This is a genomic window from Paenibacillus sp. FSL L8-0494 (assembly GCF_038003695.1).
Classification (GTDB): Bacteria; Bacillota; Bacilli; order Paenibacillales; family Paenibacillaceae; genus Paenibacillus_AQ; species Paenibacillus_AQ odorifer.
This window is the reverse complement of record NZ_JBBOPQ010000001.1, coordinates 3,874,900-3,890,349: the sequence shown is the minus strand read 5'-3', so window position 1 is coordinate 3,890,349 and position 15,450 is coordinate 3,874,900. Positions and strand designations below refer to the sequence as shown.

General features: G+C 44.6%; 14 protein-coding genes. 11 read left to right on the top strand and 3 right to left on the bottom strand.

Annotated features, from left to right (window positions below):
- Positions 1-67: 67 nt before the first annotated feature.
- The 5 genes from NYE35_RS17720 to NYE35_RS17700 all read left to right on the top strand — a co-directional run bounded on the left by NYE35_RS17720 (position 68) and on the right by NYE35_RS17700 (position 6,120).
- On the top strand, positions 68-2,209 hold the full coding sequence (locus NYE35_RS17720) for a peptide ABC transporter substrate-binding protein (RefSeq protein WP_052097081.1): 2,142 nt from the start codon (positions 68-70) through the stop codon (positions 2,207-2,209).
- 75 nt (positions 2,210-2,284) lie between these two features.
- Entirely contained in the window at positions 2,285-3,247 is a 963-nt protein-coding gene (locus NYE35_RS17715; protein WP_036687660.1) for an ABC transporter permease, read from the top strand.
- A gap of 36 nt (positions 3,248-3,283) precedes the next feature.
- Positions 3,284-4,186 (top strand): ABC transporter permease, encoded by a 903-nt coding sequence (locus NYE35_RS17710; protein WP_080742512.1) that lies wholly within the window; start codon positions 3,284-3,286, stop codon positions 4,184-4,186.
- 1 nt (position 4,187) lies between these two features.
- Positions 4,188-5,174 (top strand): ABC transporter ATP-binding protein, encoded by a 987-nt coding sequence (locus tag NYE35_RS17705; RefSeq protein WP_036687658.1) that lies wholly within the window; start codon positions 4,188-4,190, stop codon positions 5,172-5,174.
- Entirely contained in the window at positions 5,164-6,120 is a 957-nt protein-coding gene (locus NYE35_RS17700) for an ABC transporter ATP-binding protein (protein WP_076098781.1), read from the top strand. The genes NYE35_RS17705 and NYE35_RS17700 overlap by 11 nt, the downstream gene beginning before the upstream one ends.
- A 142-nt stretch (positions 6,121-6,262) precedes the next feature.
- Here the strand turns inward: NYE35_RS17700 and NYE35_RS17695 are convergent, their stop codons facing one another.
- From NYE35_RS17695 to NYE35_RS17685, 3 genes are all read right to left on the bottom strand, one after another.
- On the bottom strand, positions 6,263-6,970 hold the full coding sequence (locus NYE35_RS17695) for a DsbA family protein (protein ID WP_036687653.1): 708 nt from the start codon (positions 6,968-6,970) through the stop codon (positions 6,263-6,265).
- 109 nt (positions 6,971-7,079) lie between these two features.
- Entirely contained in the window at positions 7,080-7,826 is a 747-nt protein-coding gene (locus tag NYE35_RS17690) for an HAD family hydrolase (RefSeq protein WP_076296520.1), read from the bottom strand.
- Between the two features lie 36 nt (positions 7,827-7,862).
- The gene (locus NYE35_RS17685) at positions 7,863-8,780 is read right to left on the bottom strand and encodes an ArsR/SmtB family transcription factor (protein ID WP_076213494.1); all 918 of its coding nucleotides are present in this window, start codon (positions 8,778-8,780) and stop codon (positions 7,863-7,865) included.
- Between the two features lie 178 nt (positions 8,781-8,958).
- Between NYE35_RS17685 and NYE35_RS17680 the strand changes: the two genes are divergently transcribed.
- The 6 genes from NYE35_RS17680 (at position 8,959) to NYE35_RS17655 (ending at position 15,445) form a co-directional block, all read left to right on the top strand.
- Positions 8,959-10,095: an MFS transporter gene (locus NYE35_RS17680; protein WP_370510606.1), complete on the top strand. Its 1,137-nt coding sequence runs from the start codon at positions 8,959-8,961 to the stop codon at positions 10,093-10,095.
- A 90-nt stretch (positions 10,096-10,185) separates the two neighbouring features.
- On the top strand, positions 10,186-10,911 hold the full coding sequence (locus tag NYE35_RS17675; RefSeq protein WP_036687647.1) for a phosphonate ABC transporter ATP-binding protein: 726 nt from the start codon (positions 10,186-10,188) through the stop codon (positions 10,909-10,911).
- 34 nt (positions 10,912-10,945) lie between these two features.
- Positions 10,946-12,226: a hypothetical protein gene (locus tag NYE35_RS17670; protein ID WP_235219555.1), complete on the top strand. Its 1,281-nt coding sequence runs from the start codon at positions 10,946-10,948 to the stop codon at positions 12,224-12,226.
- Complete coding sequence (locus NYE35_RS17665) at positions 12,219-12,917, top strand: response regulator transcription factor (RefSeq protein WP_036687642.1); 699 nt, start codon at positions 12,219-12,221, stop codon at positions 12,915-12,917. Before NYE35_RS17670 ends, NYE35_RS17665 begins: the two co-directional genes overlap by 8 nt.
- On the top strand, positions 12,914-14,380 hold the full coding sequence (locus NYE35_RS17660; protein ID WP_051491526.1) for a HAMP domain-containing sensor histidine kinase: 1,467 nt from the start codon (positions 12,914-12,916) through the stop codon (positions 14,378-14,380). Before NYE35_RS17665 ends, NYE35_RS17660 begins: the two co-directional genes overlap by 4 nt.
- Before the next feature lie 6 nt (positions 14,381-14,386).
- Entirely contained in the window at positions 14,387-15,445 is a 1,059-nt protein-coding gene (locus tag NYE35_RS17655) for a GNAT family N-acetyltransferase (RefSeq protein ID WP_051491525.1), read from the top strand.
- Positions 15,446-15,450: the final 5 nt, after the last annotated feature.

The window sequence follows — 15,450 nt, the reverse complement described above, 5'->3', positions numbered from 1 at the left end:
ATAGATAACAAAAAATAAAATGTTATTTTTTAGATTCATGACTATGTACGAGGGGGTTCACTTGAGGATGAAAAAAAAGAACGCGTTCTTAGCTCTACTTCTGTCATTTTCTTTGTTATCTGTGACTGCTTGCAGTAATTCCTCTAATAGTGCCAATGAGAACGGTAAAAATGCTGCAGGCAATAGCAATACTTCGGTAAAAGCAACCAGTGATGTGGGTCAAACGGCAGTTAAGAATGAAGGTGCTGCTGATCTTGAAATTAAGGCGGGAAGTTCGGTAACCGTTTTCAATCCAAAGATCCCGACGCTTGATCCTACACAATGGCAAGGACAAATTCTGGTAGGGCAAGGAACTTTGCTCGAAGGGCTTTATGGCTACAATCAGGATAATGAAATCGTTCCGAAAATTGCGACAGGTTATACCGTCTCCGACGACAAAAAAACTTGGACATTTACCCTCCGTAAAGATGCCAAATGGTCTAACGGCGATCCTGTGACCGCCCATGATTTTTATTTTTCTTATATGTATCAATTGGATCCAGCTAACACAACCGCACAACTTTGGCTAAGCGTGCTTAATTTTGTGAAGAACGGATATGCATACCATGCCGGATCTGTAAGTAAAGAAGAAGTTGGTCTAAAAGTAGTTGATGATTACACTCTGGAAATTACGACCACGCTGCCTCACGCGATTCTGGGTGATATGGTTCTTTCCGGGTCGATGCCTATGAATCCTAAAGCGGTCGAAGCGAACCCTGGTAAGTGGTTTGAACCGGGGAATTTTGTGAGCAATGGCCCTTACATGGTTAAATCTTTTACACCAAACGGTGAACTCGTCATGGTGAGCAATCCGAATTATGTAGGTGCAGCTGGCCAGCTTAATCACGGCAATGTAGAGACCATCCATGTTCTTCCGGCAACAACCGTGCCGGTGGAGGATTATATGTCCGGCCATGCGGATGTTGTTCTAATCCAAAGCGCGTCTGATTTACAATACGTGAAGAAAACGGATGAGCTAAAGTCCCAGTTGTATACTGCAGCGACTTATGCGATCAAATATTTGCTCTGGAGCAACCCGACAACGGAATCTCCATATGACAAAAAAGAGGTGCGCCAGGCTATCGCCAAAGCGATCCAACGTAAACCGATCGTAGAATCGGTGCTGAACGGCATGGGCGGGGCGACCAATATCTTTGCTTCACCAGGTTGGCCAACGGAAAAACTGGAGCAAGGACTTCCGGAAGATCTCGAGGCAGCCAAACAATTATTGAAGGATGCCGGTTATGAAGGCGGTAAAGGTCTGCCAACCTTATCGCTGTATGTTGGGGTCAAGCAAGTAGATGCTCAGGGTGAGCAAATCGCTTTGGCGTTAGGTCAATTACTGCAACAAAATCTTGGTATCAAAACAGAGCTAGTTCAGCTCAATGAGGCGCAGTTTAACGCTTATCAGTACAGCGGACCTCAGGGCGATGCAAAACCAGGCTTTATTCTGGCGTCGGGCGCAACAAACTGGAGTGAACCAGGAAGTTTGGACATGGGTGCAACGCAGCAACTATATTCCATAGGAACGCTGGATGCTCCATTAGAAGCTACGAAACAATTCGTGGATTGGACCAAGGAAACTTATTATAAACCGGCCATTAAAAAATATGGAGATCCGGACAATAAGAACGCCGGTGTGGAATGGAGCGACTGGGCAGCATTAGAAAAAGCTGCCAAAGAGGATATCGCCTTTTTGGATAAATGGACAGCAGAGCAACCGGCGGATTGGCAGCCTTATCTGAAACAACCGGGGCTTCCAACGGCCGCTGAACAATGGCAACAGATTGTAGATCTTTGGAAAAATGCTAAAAATAACGATGAAAAACATGCCGCCTTTGTAACCGCTTGGACCTTCGTAGCACCAAACGCGCCAGGTGGCAAGTTGAATCAAAATGCACTTGATGTACAGGTATACTACAACGGTTATCAATCCGATACCTTAAGAGATTTGAGAATGTGGCAAGCGCAATTCGTAAATGCGCTGACCGTCGAAGACGCTGCTCCTATCGCGGCTAAGGTAGTTAATAACCTGCTAGAAGAAGCTTATGCTATTCCGTTGTATTATCAACAGCAATACTTCTTGGTAAAACCCGGCATTACAGGAGTGCAATCAAATCCTTGGGCATGGGGCAACTTCTATGGGCTGCATCTTTTATCTGTAGAATAATCCTAAATGGGTTGAATAATTACCAATCGCGGGCGCCAATTATGGTGCCCGTGAATCGGTAAAGGAGGGTCGAATTTGACCATATTGAAATTTATTTCAAAGCGCATTTTACAAATCATTATCACTTTAATTTTGGTCATTTCAGTCAGCTATACCATGATGTATTATTCACCTGGCGGTTTCATGAATACGAATACCATGGCTACGGCACTGGCTCCGCTGCAAGGGCAAAACCCTGTTCTCTATCAGCAAGTCATGGACCAATTTCAAAGCCGGTATGGTTTAAATTTACCGCTGTGGCAGCAAATCATGAAGTATATATGGCATCAATTAACCTTTGATTTCGGTAATTCGATGCAGAATCCGTCTTTGCAAATTGCGACTCAACTGAAGCAGGCTTTGCCGATCAGTACACTTTTGGCATTTGGTTCTGTTGTTCTTTCGGTAATTATCGGGGTTCCGCTTGGCATTATTGCAGCACTCAAACGTAACACTTGGATCGATTATGTTGTAAGCACCATCTCATTGACGGGTCAGGCCATTCCGGCATTTGTTCTCGCGGTGATTATGGTTTTGTTATTTGGTGTTGTGTTTCAAGGGATTCTGCCTGTAACGGGATGGGGTCACTGGAGGCAAGCAATTTTGCCGATTATTTGTTTATCTGCGGCAAATGTCGGTGTTGTGGCCAGATATATGCGGGGCAGTCTGATCGAAACCATGAGGTCGGATTTTATGCGGACCGCAAAAGCTAAGGGCGTCAAATATTGGCCGATGATTTTTAAGCATGGTGTCAAAAATTCGCTGACAGCGATGATAACCGTCATCGGACCTCAATTTGCTTTTACAGTGATGGGCACGATCTGGGTGGAGCAAATTTTCGCCATTCCAGCGCTTGGTCAGGTGATGCAGACGGCATTTACCAGTTTCGACTATCCGCTCGCCATCACATCTGTATTTCTGCTGGGATCCATGATTATGATTATGAATTTACTTGTTGACATTATTTATGCCTTTATTGATCCGCGTGTCAGATTATAAGCGGCACAGACTATACGAACCTAGGAGGGGGAGCAATTGGCTGGCACAGTTGCAGCAACTCAATCGGATGTAGCTTTGAAGAGAAAAAAGAATCTTCAGAGATCCCAGTTTTATCAAGGTTGGAAGCGATTTAAAAGACATCGTCTTGCCGTTATTGGTTTGGTCTGGGTTGTCCTTTTTTTGATCGCGGGGATTATCGGACCTTGGGTGGCTCCGTATGATTATCGCACGGGAGATTTTTTGGCCATCAATCAAGGGCCGACATGGCAGCATATTTTTGGCACGGATAATGTGGGGCATGACATGTTCAGCCAGATCTTGTTCAGTGTTCGAAGCGCTTTGATTATTGCCTTTGGCGCGACTTTGGTCAGCTTCATCATCGGGATCATATTGGGCTTATGGGCCGGATTGCGCGGCGGAATTGCCGATATGATTATTATGCGTGCTGTGGATTTCATGATGACCTTGCCGGGATTTTTGTTCGCCTTGATATTAGTCATTATGCTGGGACGTGGGTATTTATCTTTGATTCTAGCGATTGGGATTCCGGGCTGGGCGGGGTATGCGCGCTTGATCCGAAGTCTGGTCCTGAGTATGCGGGACGGGGAGATGGTGGAAGCGGCAAGAGCGTTAGGCGCATCTCAGGCGCATATTGCTAGAAGGTATATGTTGCCGAATGTTATCGGCAGTATGGGTGTCTCTCTTGCCTTCGGGATTCCCGGTGATCTCATCCAGATTGCAGGCTTAAGTATTTTTGGCATGGGGCTTCGGCCGCCAATCCCTTCATTTGGGAGTATGATTGCTCAAGCCAGTGAGAATATTCTCGGCTTTCCGTGGCTGCTGTATTTTCCGGCAGGTATCTTTGCAATAACCTTGCTTTCGTTTCTGTTTGTAGCAGACGGTCTCCAGGAAGCATTCAGTCCGAAAGGAGGCAATTAATATGGGTGAACCGCTACTTTCTATTGATGACCTTCATGTGAAGTTCTCCCGCAGTGAAGATGAAGTTTATGCCGTAAACGGCGTTAGTTTTTCAATCAATGAAAATGAATCCTTGGGGATTGTTGGTGAAAGTGGCTCCGGCAAGTCCGTTACATTGATGTCATCAATTGGGCTCATTCGCGAAAATGGAAAAATAACATCGGGGACAGCTCAGTTTAATGGTAAGGACTTACTTAAAATGCGTCCCAAACAATTAGAAGATATTCGTGGACGTGACATCGGCGTTGTTTTTCAAGATCCGATGACCAGTTTGAACCCGATCATGCGTATCGGGGATCAAATAATGGAAGCCATGCTGACGCATCAATATGCAAACCGGAAGGAAGCTTTTGACCGAACTATTCAGCTCTTGCATGAAATGGGGATTCCGGATCCCAAATCACGGTTTAAAAGTTATCCTCACGAATTTTCCGGGGGAATGCGCCAACGAATCATGATTGCTATTGCTTTGGCATGTGAACCGCAATTATTGATTGCCGATGAGCCAACAACCGCACTTGATGTCACAGTGCAGATGCAGATTCTTGCACTATTGCAGGAATTGCGCAGAAAACATGGGATGAGCGTAGTGATGGTAACGCATGATTTTGGCCTTGCGACCAACTTTTGTGACAAAATCATCGTGATGTACGGGGGCCAAATCATGGAGAAAGCCACTACGGACAAGTTCATAAGTGAGGCGGCGCATCCCTATTCACTTGGATTGAAACGCTCCATTATCGAAGTGGGCCACAAGGGAAAAGAAATAATGCCTATTCCAAAGACGGCAAAGACACTTACACAGACATTGACCGGCTGCCCATTTGCCGATCGTTGCTTCTATACAACTGAGCGGTGTCAGAATGAGGTTCCCAAGCTTCGAGATTTTAGCACCGATCATCAGATCGCCTGCCATCATGCTGAGGAGGTCGCTTCCTATGCCCAATAATCCGCTCTTGCGCGTAGAGAATGTCTCAAAAACTTTTCGGGTACAAGGAAAAAAGCTGCATGCCATCGAGAATGTTTCTTTTACTCTGGAAGCAGGGAAAACATTGGGGCTTGTTGGGGAAAGTGGCTCAGGAAAATCAACCTTGGGGAGAATGGTTTTGCGTCTACTCGAATCTGACAAAGGAAAAATATTTTTTGAGGACGTTGAACTATCAAAGGCAAATAAAGAGAAGCTGCGGGCGATGCGCCGTGATATGCAAATTATTTTCCAGGATCCCAAGGCGAGCCTTAGCCCGAGAATGACGGTAGGAGACGCTATTGAAGATGCAATGGCTATCCACAAAATTGGAACTAAAGTAAGCCGGCATGAGCGTGTGCTCGAACTTCTTGAGCGGGTCGGTTTGCCTTCTGAAGTCCAATACGCTTATCCGCATGAACTGTCAGGTGGACAGTTGCAGCGGGTTGGAATTGCCAGAGCGTTGTCACTGAATCCCAAATTGCTTATTTGTGATGAACCGGTGTCCGCATTGGATGTATCTATTCAGGTTCAAGTCATTCAACTACTAAAGGATTTGCAGAAGGAATTTAACCTGACTTATATCTTTATTTCGCATAATTTGGCAGTAGTGGAGTATTTGAGTGATGATATCGCGGTTCTTTATTTAGGAGAGGTGGTTGAGCAGGCTCCGGCGGATGAATTGTTCAAGAAACCTACGCATCCTTACACGCAGGTTTTGCTAAATTCGATTTTGAAGATTCCGGATAGTGTGGAGCAGAAGCAGCAGATGGTATCGATTCAAGGCGAGGTGCCATCACCGCTCAATCCACCAAGTGGCTGCACTTTTCATCCGCGGTGTTCTTTTGCCTCGGATGTATGTATGGCTGTCAAGCCTGAACGGAAAATCGTGTCAGAAGGCCATAGTGCCGTGTGTCATTTGGTAGAATAAGCAGTGGCTTAATTAAGTAATCAGCAGATGACTTCTGTATATCACAGAAGTCATCTTTTTTAATTCATAGACACAAAAAAGCCCTGTAAGAAGGTCGCTTTTTTCAAAGTGAACAGCTTATAGGGCACAAGTTAAAGGCTGCTTACTGCTTGTCAATCGCTGCTGCTAACCCTTCATAGGAAGAATCCTGAAGCAGCACTCCGTTCACCATAAATTTAGGAGTACCGTTCACTCCGTAGGAACCAGCGATCTTAAAGTCTTCTTTTACATCGAACATGTAGGTATGATTCTTGAGATCTGTTTCAAATTGAGCGTAATCAATGCCCTCGATGTTATTCTTAACGAATTTTAGAATGAATTTCTGAGTGGCCCAAATTTCGCTCTCATCGCCTTGATTAGCGTACAGCTTATGAAGGTATTCCCAGAACTTCTCGTTACTTTGTTTGTAGATGGCTTCGCCGGCGCTAGCAGCAAGATAAGAGTCCCGGTCCAAAAATGCAAAGTTCATGAAGAAAAGTTCCACTTTTCCGGTATCCACGTAGTCTTTAATAAAAGTATCCAGATACTTTTCAGTCCACATTTTGCAGGCGGGACATTTGAAATCTGCGAATTCGATAACTTTAACTTTGGCATCAGGACTTCCAAGATGAGGTTGCTTCTCATATTTCAGCCCATCAACAACAATGCTTCCCTTTACGTCGGTGTAGTTGGGTAGATCTGCTGTATCATCAGTCTTATTGCTTAAGATGAAAACAATTACAGCGAGAAGGATTACAACAACGACACCTAATATCATGGGAAGCAAAGGTCTTTTGGTCTGAGATTGTTTAGCTGACACTTTCTTATTCATATCTCACCTCCTAGATAATATAGGAATACTATAAAAATAGTATAATCATCCAGTAGGTAGTGTAGATATGTCATTTGTAACAATGCTACGCAACGTTGTAGCTAGATTATTAGTTTTTGTATATAGCGGCTGAGCGAATGACAGGAGGCACCTCGTGGATGGACGAAATAGTCATTACGGCTTGCTGCATCTCCTGCTCCAGCTCGATAAGGTTATAGCTCCATTCATTTTGTTGCTTCAGGTAGATACTGTTAATGCCTGCGGTAACTGCGGGAAGTACATCTGTACGTAACGAGTTGCCAATCATCCAGGTACGTTTGCGGTCAAAGCTTTGGGTAGCCAAAATATTTTCAAGTGCCTCAACATTTTTATGCTTCCGAATATAGATACGATCGTCAAAATAAGCATCCAGCTTCATTTGTTCAATTTTACGTTGCTGAATGGTGTCGTCCCCGCCAGTATACAAGAATAAATGGTGACCCTCTTGCTTCAGCGTATCGAGTGTTTCAACCATGCCAGGGTAAGCTTCAATTTCTTGGTCATAGACACTTAGGCCGAGCTTGTGTAATTGCTGCTCTTGAAAGCGATCTGTCGGACGGTTATATTTGCCGCAGAAATAACGGTAGGTGGCGATTAAGGATTTGGGAAAGTTGTCGCTGGCCAGGCCACTCGTGTTGACGGTATCAACATCAATTTCTATTTGCTTGCTGCGTAATTCACTGGTGCTTGGGCCAAATTCATTAAACCAATCAGTCATGAGCTCGAAATATTGCCCTAAAATTAAATCGAAATATTTGTTGCAGTGAACCAGCGTATCATCTAGATCGAAAATTACCTGTTGAGTTGTGTATTTCATATCTCTCACTCCTTGGATCTGTATCTGTATAGTGTTCTATAGGTGAATATAAGATTCTAGAAACATTTGAAGCTCAGAAGCGCCGTCTGGACGGATACTGAAGCGCTCATCTTGTTCCCCACGAAGATGGATACGGAGTAAACCAGCTACGCGTAGGATCATTAGGTGATGCATAAGCATTTCTCTGGATTGATTTAAATCGGACTGCATCTCCCATAAAGATTTGGGTTCATGGGCGACATACCGAAGCAATCGGAGTCTGGTTGGATCCGACAGCGCCTTGGTCATGCGCAATAGCACCATCGGTGGCTCATTTTCATCTTCCAATGGCACATCTACAGGATACTGTACAATCACCATAGTTTTGTAGAAGCAGTAGGTGTTAATTGGTCGATTATGAACGGTAGGCAATAATACTATAGTCTTAAGATCCCGTATATCCTCGAAAACTACACCACCAGATGCATATTCAATTAAAGAAATAGGGTCCATTTTGCTTTCCAGCATTTTTTTCTCGGAGGCATCTTCAATTAATAACGGTAAAATCTTGTGTTCTACATGACGAAAATATTGCTCATACCAGAGTCTTAGAAGCGGACTATAGCTGCTCTTGATCCGGGAAGCTTCATCTATGGTGAAATCATGAATTAACGGTGCGATCTGCTGATAACACTCTTTTATAGAAGCTGAATCCAGATCATCCAGAAAATGCAGCACTGACGTTGCGGGCCCTCGGCTGTAAACCCAAGCATATAACACATCATAATCCGTAAATGGCCACTCCGCAGCTTGCATGAGAGCTGTTACTTTATGAGGAGTAATGCGATCTTCCACATCACTTACCCAGTGGGGACCGAGGTCCAAATTGGAGATCCATTTTCTAGTTACATATATCATAAAACTGTCCAGCAGTTCATAAACCGGCGATACGTCGATTTTTAATTCGTAATCCATGTAACATGCACCCCCAGAAATCCGTAACTTCTACATATTATCTCTTGTTTTGAAGAGGGTTGTCCACTATAATGTTCGGTGTTTGCCAATTGGCGTTACATTACATCATTGTTTTTATTATAGGGGGATATCATCCGTGTCAGACCGGCTTAAAGTATCTATACGAAGTAATAGCAAAATGACTTTCATGATTCTTATTACAGCTACTATAGCCGCGGGGCTTAGCCAAGGGCTGTTGCTGCCCATTCTATCCATTCTTTTGGAGCAAAAAGGAGTCTCCTCGTCACTGAACGGACTGAATGCTGCTGCCCTATACATAGGATCATTTGGGATGACCTTGATTGCTGAGCGTGTTCTTGGAGCGGTTGGATTTAAAAAATTGATAGCAGGTGGGATTAGTTTAGTCTTAGTAAGCTTGCTAATGTTTCCTTTTTTTACTGGTATCAAGGTATGGTTTGTATTGCGTCTGCTTGTGGGTGTGGGCGATGCTGCGATTAATTACGGGGCCCAGCTTTGGGTTCTGCTCATGACACCTGCCGAGCATCGCGGACGTAATCTTTCACTATATGGCATGTCCTATGGTCTGGGCTTTAGCTTAGGGCCACTTGGGATAAGTCTGCTGCGTTATGGACAGGCCGTGCCTTTTATTGTTCTCGCATTTCTATTTTTGTTAGTCTTAATTCTTGTGACTACAATTCTGCCGGATTCCCGGCCAGATAAAGCGGAGAGTGGTGAAAGTCAGGTTCGCCGTTTCGGTCGTTGTTACAGCTTAGCCTGGTTCGCTTTAATTCCAGCCCTTTTATATGGCTTTATGGAAGCCAGCTTAAATAGCAGCTTTCCGGTATATGGTCTGCGTATCGGTTACAGCACAGATCAAATTGCAGCGTTATTGCCTTTTGCGGGGATCGGAGGACTGCTTTTGCAGTTTCCATTAGGTCTGTGGAGCGACCGGTTTGGCCGCAAGCGGGTACTGATTATTGCCGGGATCGGAGGCGGGATCGCCTTCACTATGTTGCCGCTGGCAGGTGACCATTTTACGTTGACAATGGTGCTTCTGATGATCGCAGGAGGACTAGTGGGCTCCTTTTTCTCATTAGGGCTAAGTCTGGCCGCGGATATTTTGCCACGACATCTACTGCCTGCTGCCAATGTGGTTGCTTCTTTCCATTTTAGTATTGGCAGTATTATTGGGCCCGGCATTGGTGGTTTGTTGCTGCAAGTGGGCTTAAGCGGCGGTATTTTTGCCCTGATGGGTGGTTTATATATCGTGTTCGGCTTGCTTGGGTTATTATTCTCGCCACAACCTAGAAATTGAGGTAAGATAAGAACGAGTGCTCGCATGGAAATTGAACTCACATTCAGAGTACACTATAGATTATAGATGAAGACAGGGAGAGGCTGAACTATGATCACAGTTGAACACTTAGCCAAGGCAGTTGGGGAAGATAAAAATCCGGTCCTGCAGGATATAGGATTTCAATTAGAGCCGGGTGAGCTCGTAGCCATACTTGGAGCGAGTGGGAGCGGTAAGACCACTTTATTACGCTGTTTAGCGCTGCGAGAGAAGTGGGACAGAGGGAATTTTAGAGTGGACGGTACGGATATTATGGCGAGTGCCTTTTCCGGAAAAAGAAAAATTCGCCGGGAGTGGGCTTACCTGGAGCAGAATGCTGAGCTCAATCCTAACCGCACAGCGCTGAAAAACGTGCTGATCGGCCAGTCCGCACAGACGCCAATGTGGCGTATGGTTACAGGGATGGTTCGTTCAGATGATTATATGGGTGCGATGGATGAATTAGATGCCCTTGGACTTCTAGATAAAGCGAAGATGAAGACTAGCCAGCTAAGCGGTGGTGAACGTCAGCGTGTAGCGATTGCTAGAGCATTAACTCATGGTGCCAAAGTAATTCTAGCGGATGAACCGGTTACGGGTCTTGATCCCAAATCGGCAGAGAGTGTATTGGAAACTTTGCGCAGACTATGTAAAGAGACGGGGCTTACCGTAGTGACGGTGCTGCCTATTGAACTGGCTGAACGTTTCGCTTCACGTATATGGGTACTAGAAGATGGACGAATTAAGCATGATATAAAGGGACGTAGATTAACGTCTCAGGAACGCGCGAATTTATAAAGTTCGGACACGGATAAGGAAAAGAGTGATGAGGTTGAGTATAAAAAGTCTTAGGTGCCTGGCAGCTGCAACACTGTCGTTATCCGTACTTTCGGGTTGTACTTTCATCAGTGATCCCGTTTCGAAGATGAAAGCTCCGCAGCTGTCTGCTGACAAAGCAACACTTATGGCTGCTATTAATTCACATATTCCAGCGGGTACGGAGTTGATCCGTCCGGTTAATGATGAGAGCTCAATTTTCACAGAGGATCTCAATAACGATGGAATTATGGAGTCGTTGGTGTTCTATAGAACGCCAAGCGAAGCTGTAGAGATTCACGGGATGATCTTAGAGAAGCAAGGAGATGCCTGGGTCAAAAAGCTTGTTTTTGATGGGGATGGAACTATGCTGGAGTCCGTCGATCTGAAAGATATGACAGGTGACGGGAAGCTGAATATCATTACAGGTTATTCACGTGGGGAAGAAAAAGGCCTCGTCGTGTATAGCTATTCCAGTGGATCATTAGAAGAAGTGCTTTCACTTCCTTACACCAAATATATGATTGATGATCTTAACAAGGATGGAATTGAAGACATCACCGTTGTTTATTTTAAAAGAAATGAATTTGCAACCATTTCGATCTATCAGTACAATGATGGCTTTAAGGTGCTCGATAAGATCGAGGATATCGATCCGTATTTTTTTAATTATTACAATATTGTCGCAGGAAAGATTGCCAAAGATAAAGAAGGAATCGTATTGGACGCTTCGGTGGATTTCCAATCCGCCTACAGTTTAATTGTTCTTATGGAGCATAACAAGCTGCGCGTGGTTTTGCCAGGTGATACGAGGACTTACAAAGATCGTCTGATTGCAAGCGAAGATATTGATCATGATGGCATTATTGAAGTTGGATTGCTTGAAGCGCCAAAAGGATGGGAGTATTTCGACCCCGCAGATATTCCTTATTTCACCTCCTATTATAAATGGGATGGAAAAGATGGCCTAACCTTTGCAGTCCAGCTATATCGTGATCCATCGGATCGCTTTACTATTAATTTTGATCCAGAGCTGCATGGAAAGGTAAGTATTGACACGAAATCTGTTCTGGATAAAAACCTTAAGTTCATCATGACCGACACCGGAGAGACGTTTGCTGAGGTTTCCTTCTTTTCTCCTTCGGAATGGGATAAGGCTAAGAATGAAGGCTGGGAGCTGCTTGGGCGGGATTCAGATAAAGTCATCGGCTACCGTGGTGAGCTAGAACAAAGTACAACAAAAGAAGGAAGCAATAAGATTGCCTCCCCTATTGAAAGGAAGGGAATAGATGAGTAAAGTTCTGATATTGGAAGATGAAGAGTCCATTCGCAGTTTCATAGTCATTAATTTGAAGCGTAATGGGTTCGAAGTACTGGAGGCTGCTGACGGAAATGAAGCATTGCATAAATTAACCACTATACCTGATATTGATATTGCGTTATTGGATGTTATGGTTCCCGGCATTGATGGATTTGAAGTTTGTAGACGGATTAGGGAGACTAATGAACGCTTGGGAATTATTTTTCTTACCGCCAAGGTTCAGGAGCAGGATAAAGTTTACGCTTTGTCCGTAGGTGCAGATGATCATGTTAGTAAGCCATTTAGCCCAACGGAGCTAATTGCGCGTATTCAATCTTTGCTGCGCCGAGTAAATGTGCATCGTGAACAGTCGGCCAAGGTTTCTTTTCATTCGGGGCCTTTCAGCTTGGATCTTATTACCAAACAATTCAAACGTGATAATGTAGCCATTGAACTGACGCCTACGGAGTTCTCTCTGATTCAATTCTTTCTTGAAAAAGAAAACACTCCACTTAGCCGCGATCTTCTGTTGGATCATGTGTGGGGCAAGGAGTATATGGGTGATCCCAAAATTGTAGATGTAAATATCCGGCGCTTACGCCAGAAGATTGAGAACAATCCTTCGGAACCGGAATTTTTGCAGACTGTATGGGGGCACGGATATAGATGGAAAGGCCAAGGACAATGATTAAGAAGGGGATGCGCAGACAGATTGTTCTGCACTACATTCTTGTAGTTTTTTTGGCGCTTCTCCTCGTAGAAGTTATCTTCCTGCTGGCCATCAGAACATATTATTATGACAGTGTATACAGCAAGATTAAAAATCACATTTCTGTTTCAGAGTCGTTTTTTCAAAAGAACATGATACCAAGCGATAATAGCATCTATCTGCTACAAGAAGTACTGGAGAGGTTCTCATTGAGCAAGACGGAGCTGGAAATCTTATCGCTAAATGGGGATATCATCACTAGTTCCACTGGCTTTCAGCCGGATCGGACCATTACGACCAGTGATGTACCAGAAGCCGTTGGCGGCAGCGTTGGACGCTGGGTAGGGCGTCAGGCAGGCACGAATGAGAGCGTAATGGCGGTTTCCAAAATGCTGCAGATTCATGGACAGGATAAGTATGTCCTAAGGTATATTACTTCACTAGAAGAAATCAATAATGATTTGCTTAATCTTACCTTATTGTCTACTGCTATTGCTGCAGCTGTTATGGCTGTAGTTGTTGGGTTTAGCTTCGGACTGGCCAATTCGATTGTGAAGCCGCTGAATAATATTACGGCAGTTTCAGCGCAGATGGCCAAGGGGAGATTCAACGTACGGATTAAGGGAGACTATAAATTTGAGATTGGTGATTTGGCTTCAACGCTGAATTATATGGCTCAGGAAATTGTGCGCAGCAATCAGATTAAGGATGATTTTATCTCGTCCATTTCTCACGAGCTGCGGACACCTCTTACAAGTATCAAGGGCTGGAGCGAAACCTTGGTTTCCGGCGGGTATGATCCGGAGGAGACAAAACTTGGAGTCAGCATCATCTCCAAAGAAAGTGAACGTCTGATTGGGCTGGTGGAGGAAATTCTCGACTTTTCTAAGCTGCAGCAGAACCAAATGAAGCTGTCGATTGGGGTTGTAGATGTAAAGGTACTGCTACAAGAGACGATACTGAATGTTTGGGCTAAAGCGGAAAAGAAACGAATTCATCTGCTGCTGGAATGTGAAGACGCGATCTTTGTTAAAGGGGATGCCAATCGATTAAAACAGGTATTCTTGAACTTGGTAGACAATGCAGTGAAATTCTCACATGAAGATTCCAGTATTGAATTGTCAGCAAAGAGGCTGTCTGCTACAGAAACAGCGATTATGGTACGAGATAGCGGGATAGGGATTAGTGAAGCGCATATCTCGAGAGTTAAGGACCGTTTCTTTCAAGTGGATGCACTTAATGGAGGAACAGGCTTGGGGTTAGCGATCTCACAGCAGATTGTAGAACTTCATAATGGGACACTTGATATGGCAAGTGAGCTTGGAAAGGGAACGGAAGTAACCGTCATCTTGCCTCTTACTGAACCACAGCCGGAAGTTAACTCAGATGAGGTAACTCAAATTACAGCTACCTTTCCTGAATTAGATGATTGGGAGACGTGACCTGAGATGGGGATAACGAAGAATTCGATCCGTATAGTTCGTGGAGAGCCTGATCGGGTTAACGACATCTTGAGGCTGTTGCAAGAAGCGGCAGGATGGATGGAGCGTAACGGGATTAACCAATGGACACCCGGACAATTTAATGAGACCGATATTGCAGGATATTTCGCTGACAGACATGTTTATTTAGCCCTTGACGATGGGGCTGTAGTTGGCATGTTCACGTTGCAATTCAGTGATCCGCAGTACTGGGGCAGTAAAAATGATGAGTCCTACGCTTATTTGCACCGATTGGCTGTGAAAGACTCCCACCGCGGCCGAGGACTTGGACAGCAAATGCTTAAATATGCAGTAGTGCTAGCCAAAGATCTAGGCTGTAAGAGTCTTAGGTTTGACACTGTGGCACATAACATTAAGCTCAATCGTTATTATCAGAGCATGGGTTTTCACTACATGGGCACTAACGATATGGGAAATGGTCGTTTAGTGAACTTATATGAACATTTTGAGGAGAGTGCTGAGTCAGACCGTCTGATCCTCAGGTTTATATCAGAATCTGATTTTGAACACTTAAAGCGCTGGAGTGTTTCTCCAGAGTATCTGAAGCAGTGGGCAGGACCTTCGCTTACTTATCCTTTAGACGATGAGCAGCTTGTTAAATACTTAACGGATGCTAATCATCCAGGCTTATCCGATCGCCTTATCTTCTGTGCAATTCAGGAAGCTACGCAGCAGGTAGTGGGCCATATTAGCTTTTCAGCCATTGACCGGGTTAATCGTTCTGCACGTATCGGGAGGGTAGTAGTGGACCCTGAGTTTCAAGGTAGAGGCATTGGTAAACGGGTGATGCAAGAAATGCTTCGAATTGGATTTGAAGGTCTGGACCTGCATCGTCTGTCTCTAGGCGCTTTCGATTTCAATACAGCTGCCCTGAAAGCTTATGAAGCTGTTGGCTTTAAGCGGGAGGGTGTTCAACGTGAGTCCGCTTTATTCGGAGAGCATTATGTAGATTGTGTGGAAATGAGCATATTAGACAGAGAATGGACGGCTAGCCGTAATTCATAAGATCA

Excerpts from the sequence above, each read along its gene's own strand:
- NYE35_RS17720 (WP_052097081.1), top strand. The coding sequence starts at position 68 with ATGAAAAAAAAGAACGCGTTCTTAGCTCTACTTCTGTCATTTTCTTTG.
- NYE35_RS17705 (WP_036687658.1), top strand. The coding sequence starts at position 4,188 with ATGGGTGAACCGCTACTTTCTATTGATGACCTTCATGTGAAGTTCTCC.
- NYE35_RS17700 (WP_076098781.1), top strand. The coding sequence starts at position 5,164 with ATGCCCAATAATCCGCTCTTGCGCGTAGAGAATGTCTCAAAAACTTTT.
- NYE35_RS17695 (WP_036687653.1), bottom strand. The coding sequence starts at position 6,970 with ATGAATAAGAAAGTGTCAGCTAAACAATCTCAGACCAAAAGACCTTTG.
- NYE35_RS17690 (WP_076296520.1), bottom strand. The coding sequence starts at position 7,826 with ATGAAATACACAACTCAACAGGTAATTTTCGATCTAGATGATACGCTG.
- NYE35_RS17685 (WP_076213494.1), bottom strand. The coding sequence starts at position 8,780 with ATGGATTACGAATTAAAAATCGACGTATCGCCGGTTTATGAACTGCTG.
- NYE35_RS17680 (WP_370510606.1), top strand. The coding sequence starts at position 8,959 with ATGACTTTCATGATTCTTATTACAGCTACTATAGCCGCGGGGCTTAGC.
- NYE35_RS17675 (WP_036687647.1), top strand. The coding sequence starts at position 10,186 with ATGATCACAGTTGAACACTTAGCCAAGGCAGTTGGGGAAGATAAAAAT.
- NYE35_RS17665 (WP_036687642.1), top strand. The coding sequence starts at position 12,219 with ATGAGTAAAGTTCTGATATTGGAAGATGAAGAGTCCATTCGCAGTTTC.
- NYE35_RS17660 (WP_051491526.1), top strand. The coding sequence starts at position 12,914 with ATGATTAAGAAGGGGATGCGCAGACAGATTGTTCTGCACTACATTCTT.
- NYE35_RS17655 (WP_051491525.1), top strand. The coding sequence starts at position 14,387 with ATGGGGATAACGAAGAATTCGATCCGTATAGTTCGTGGAGAGCCTGAT.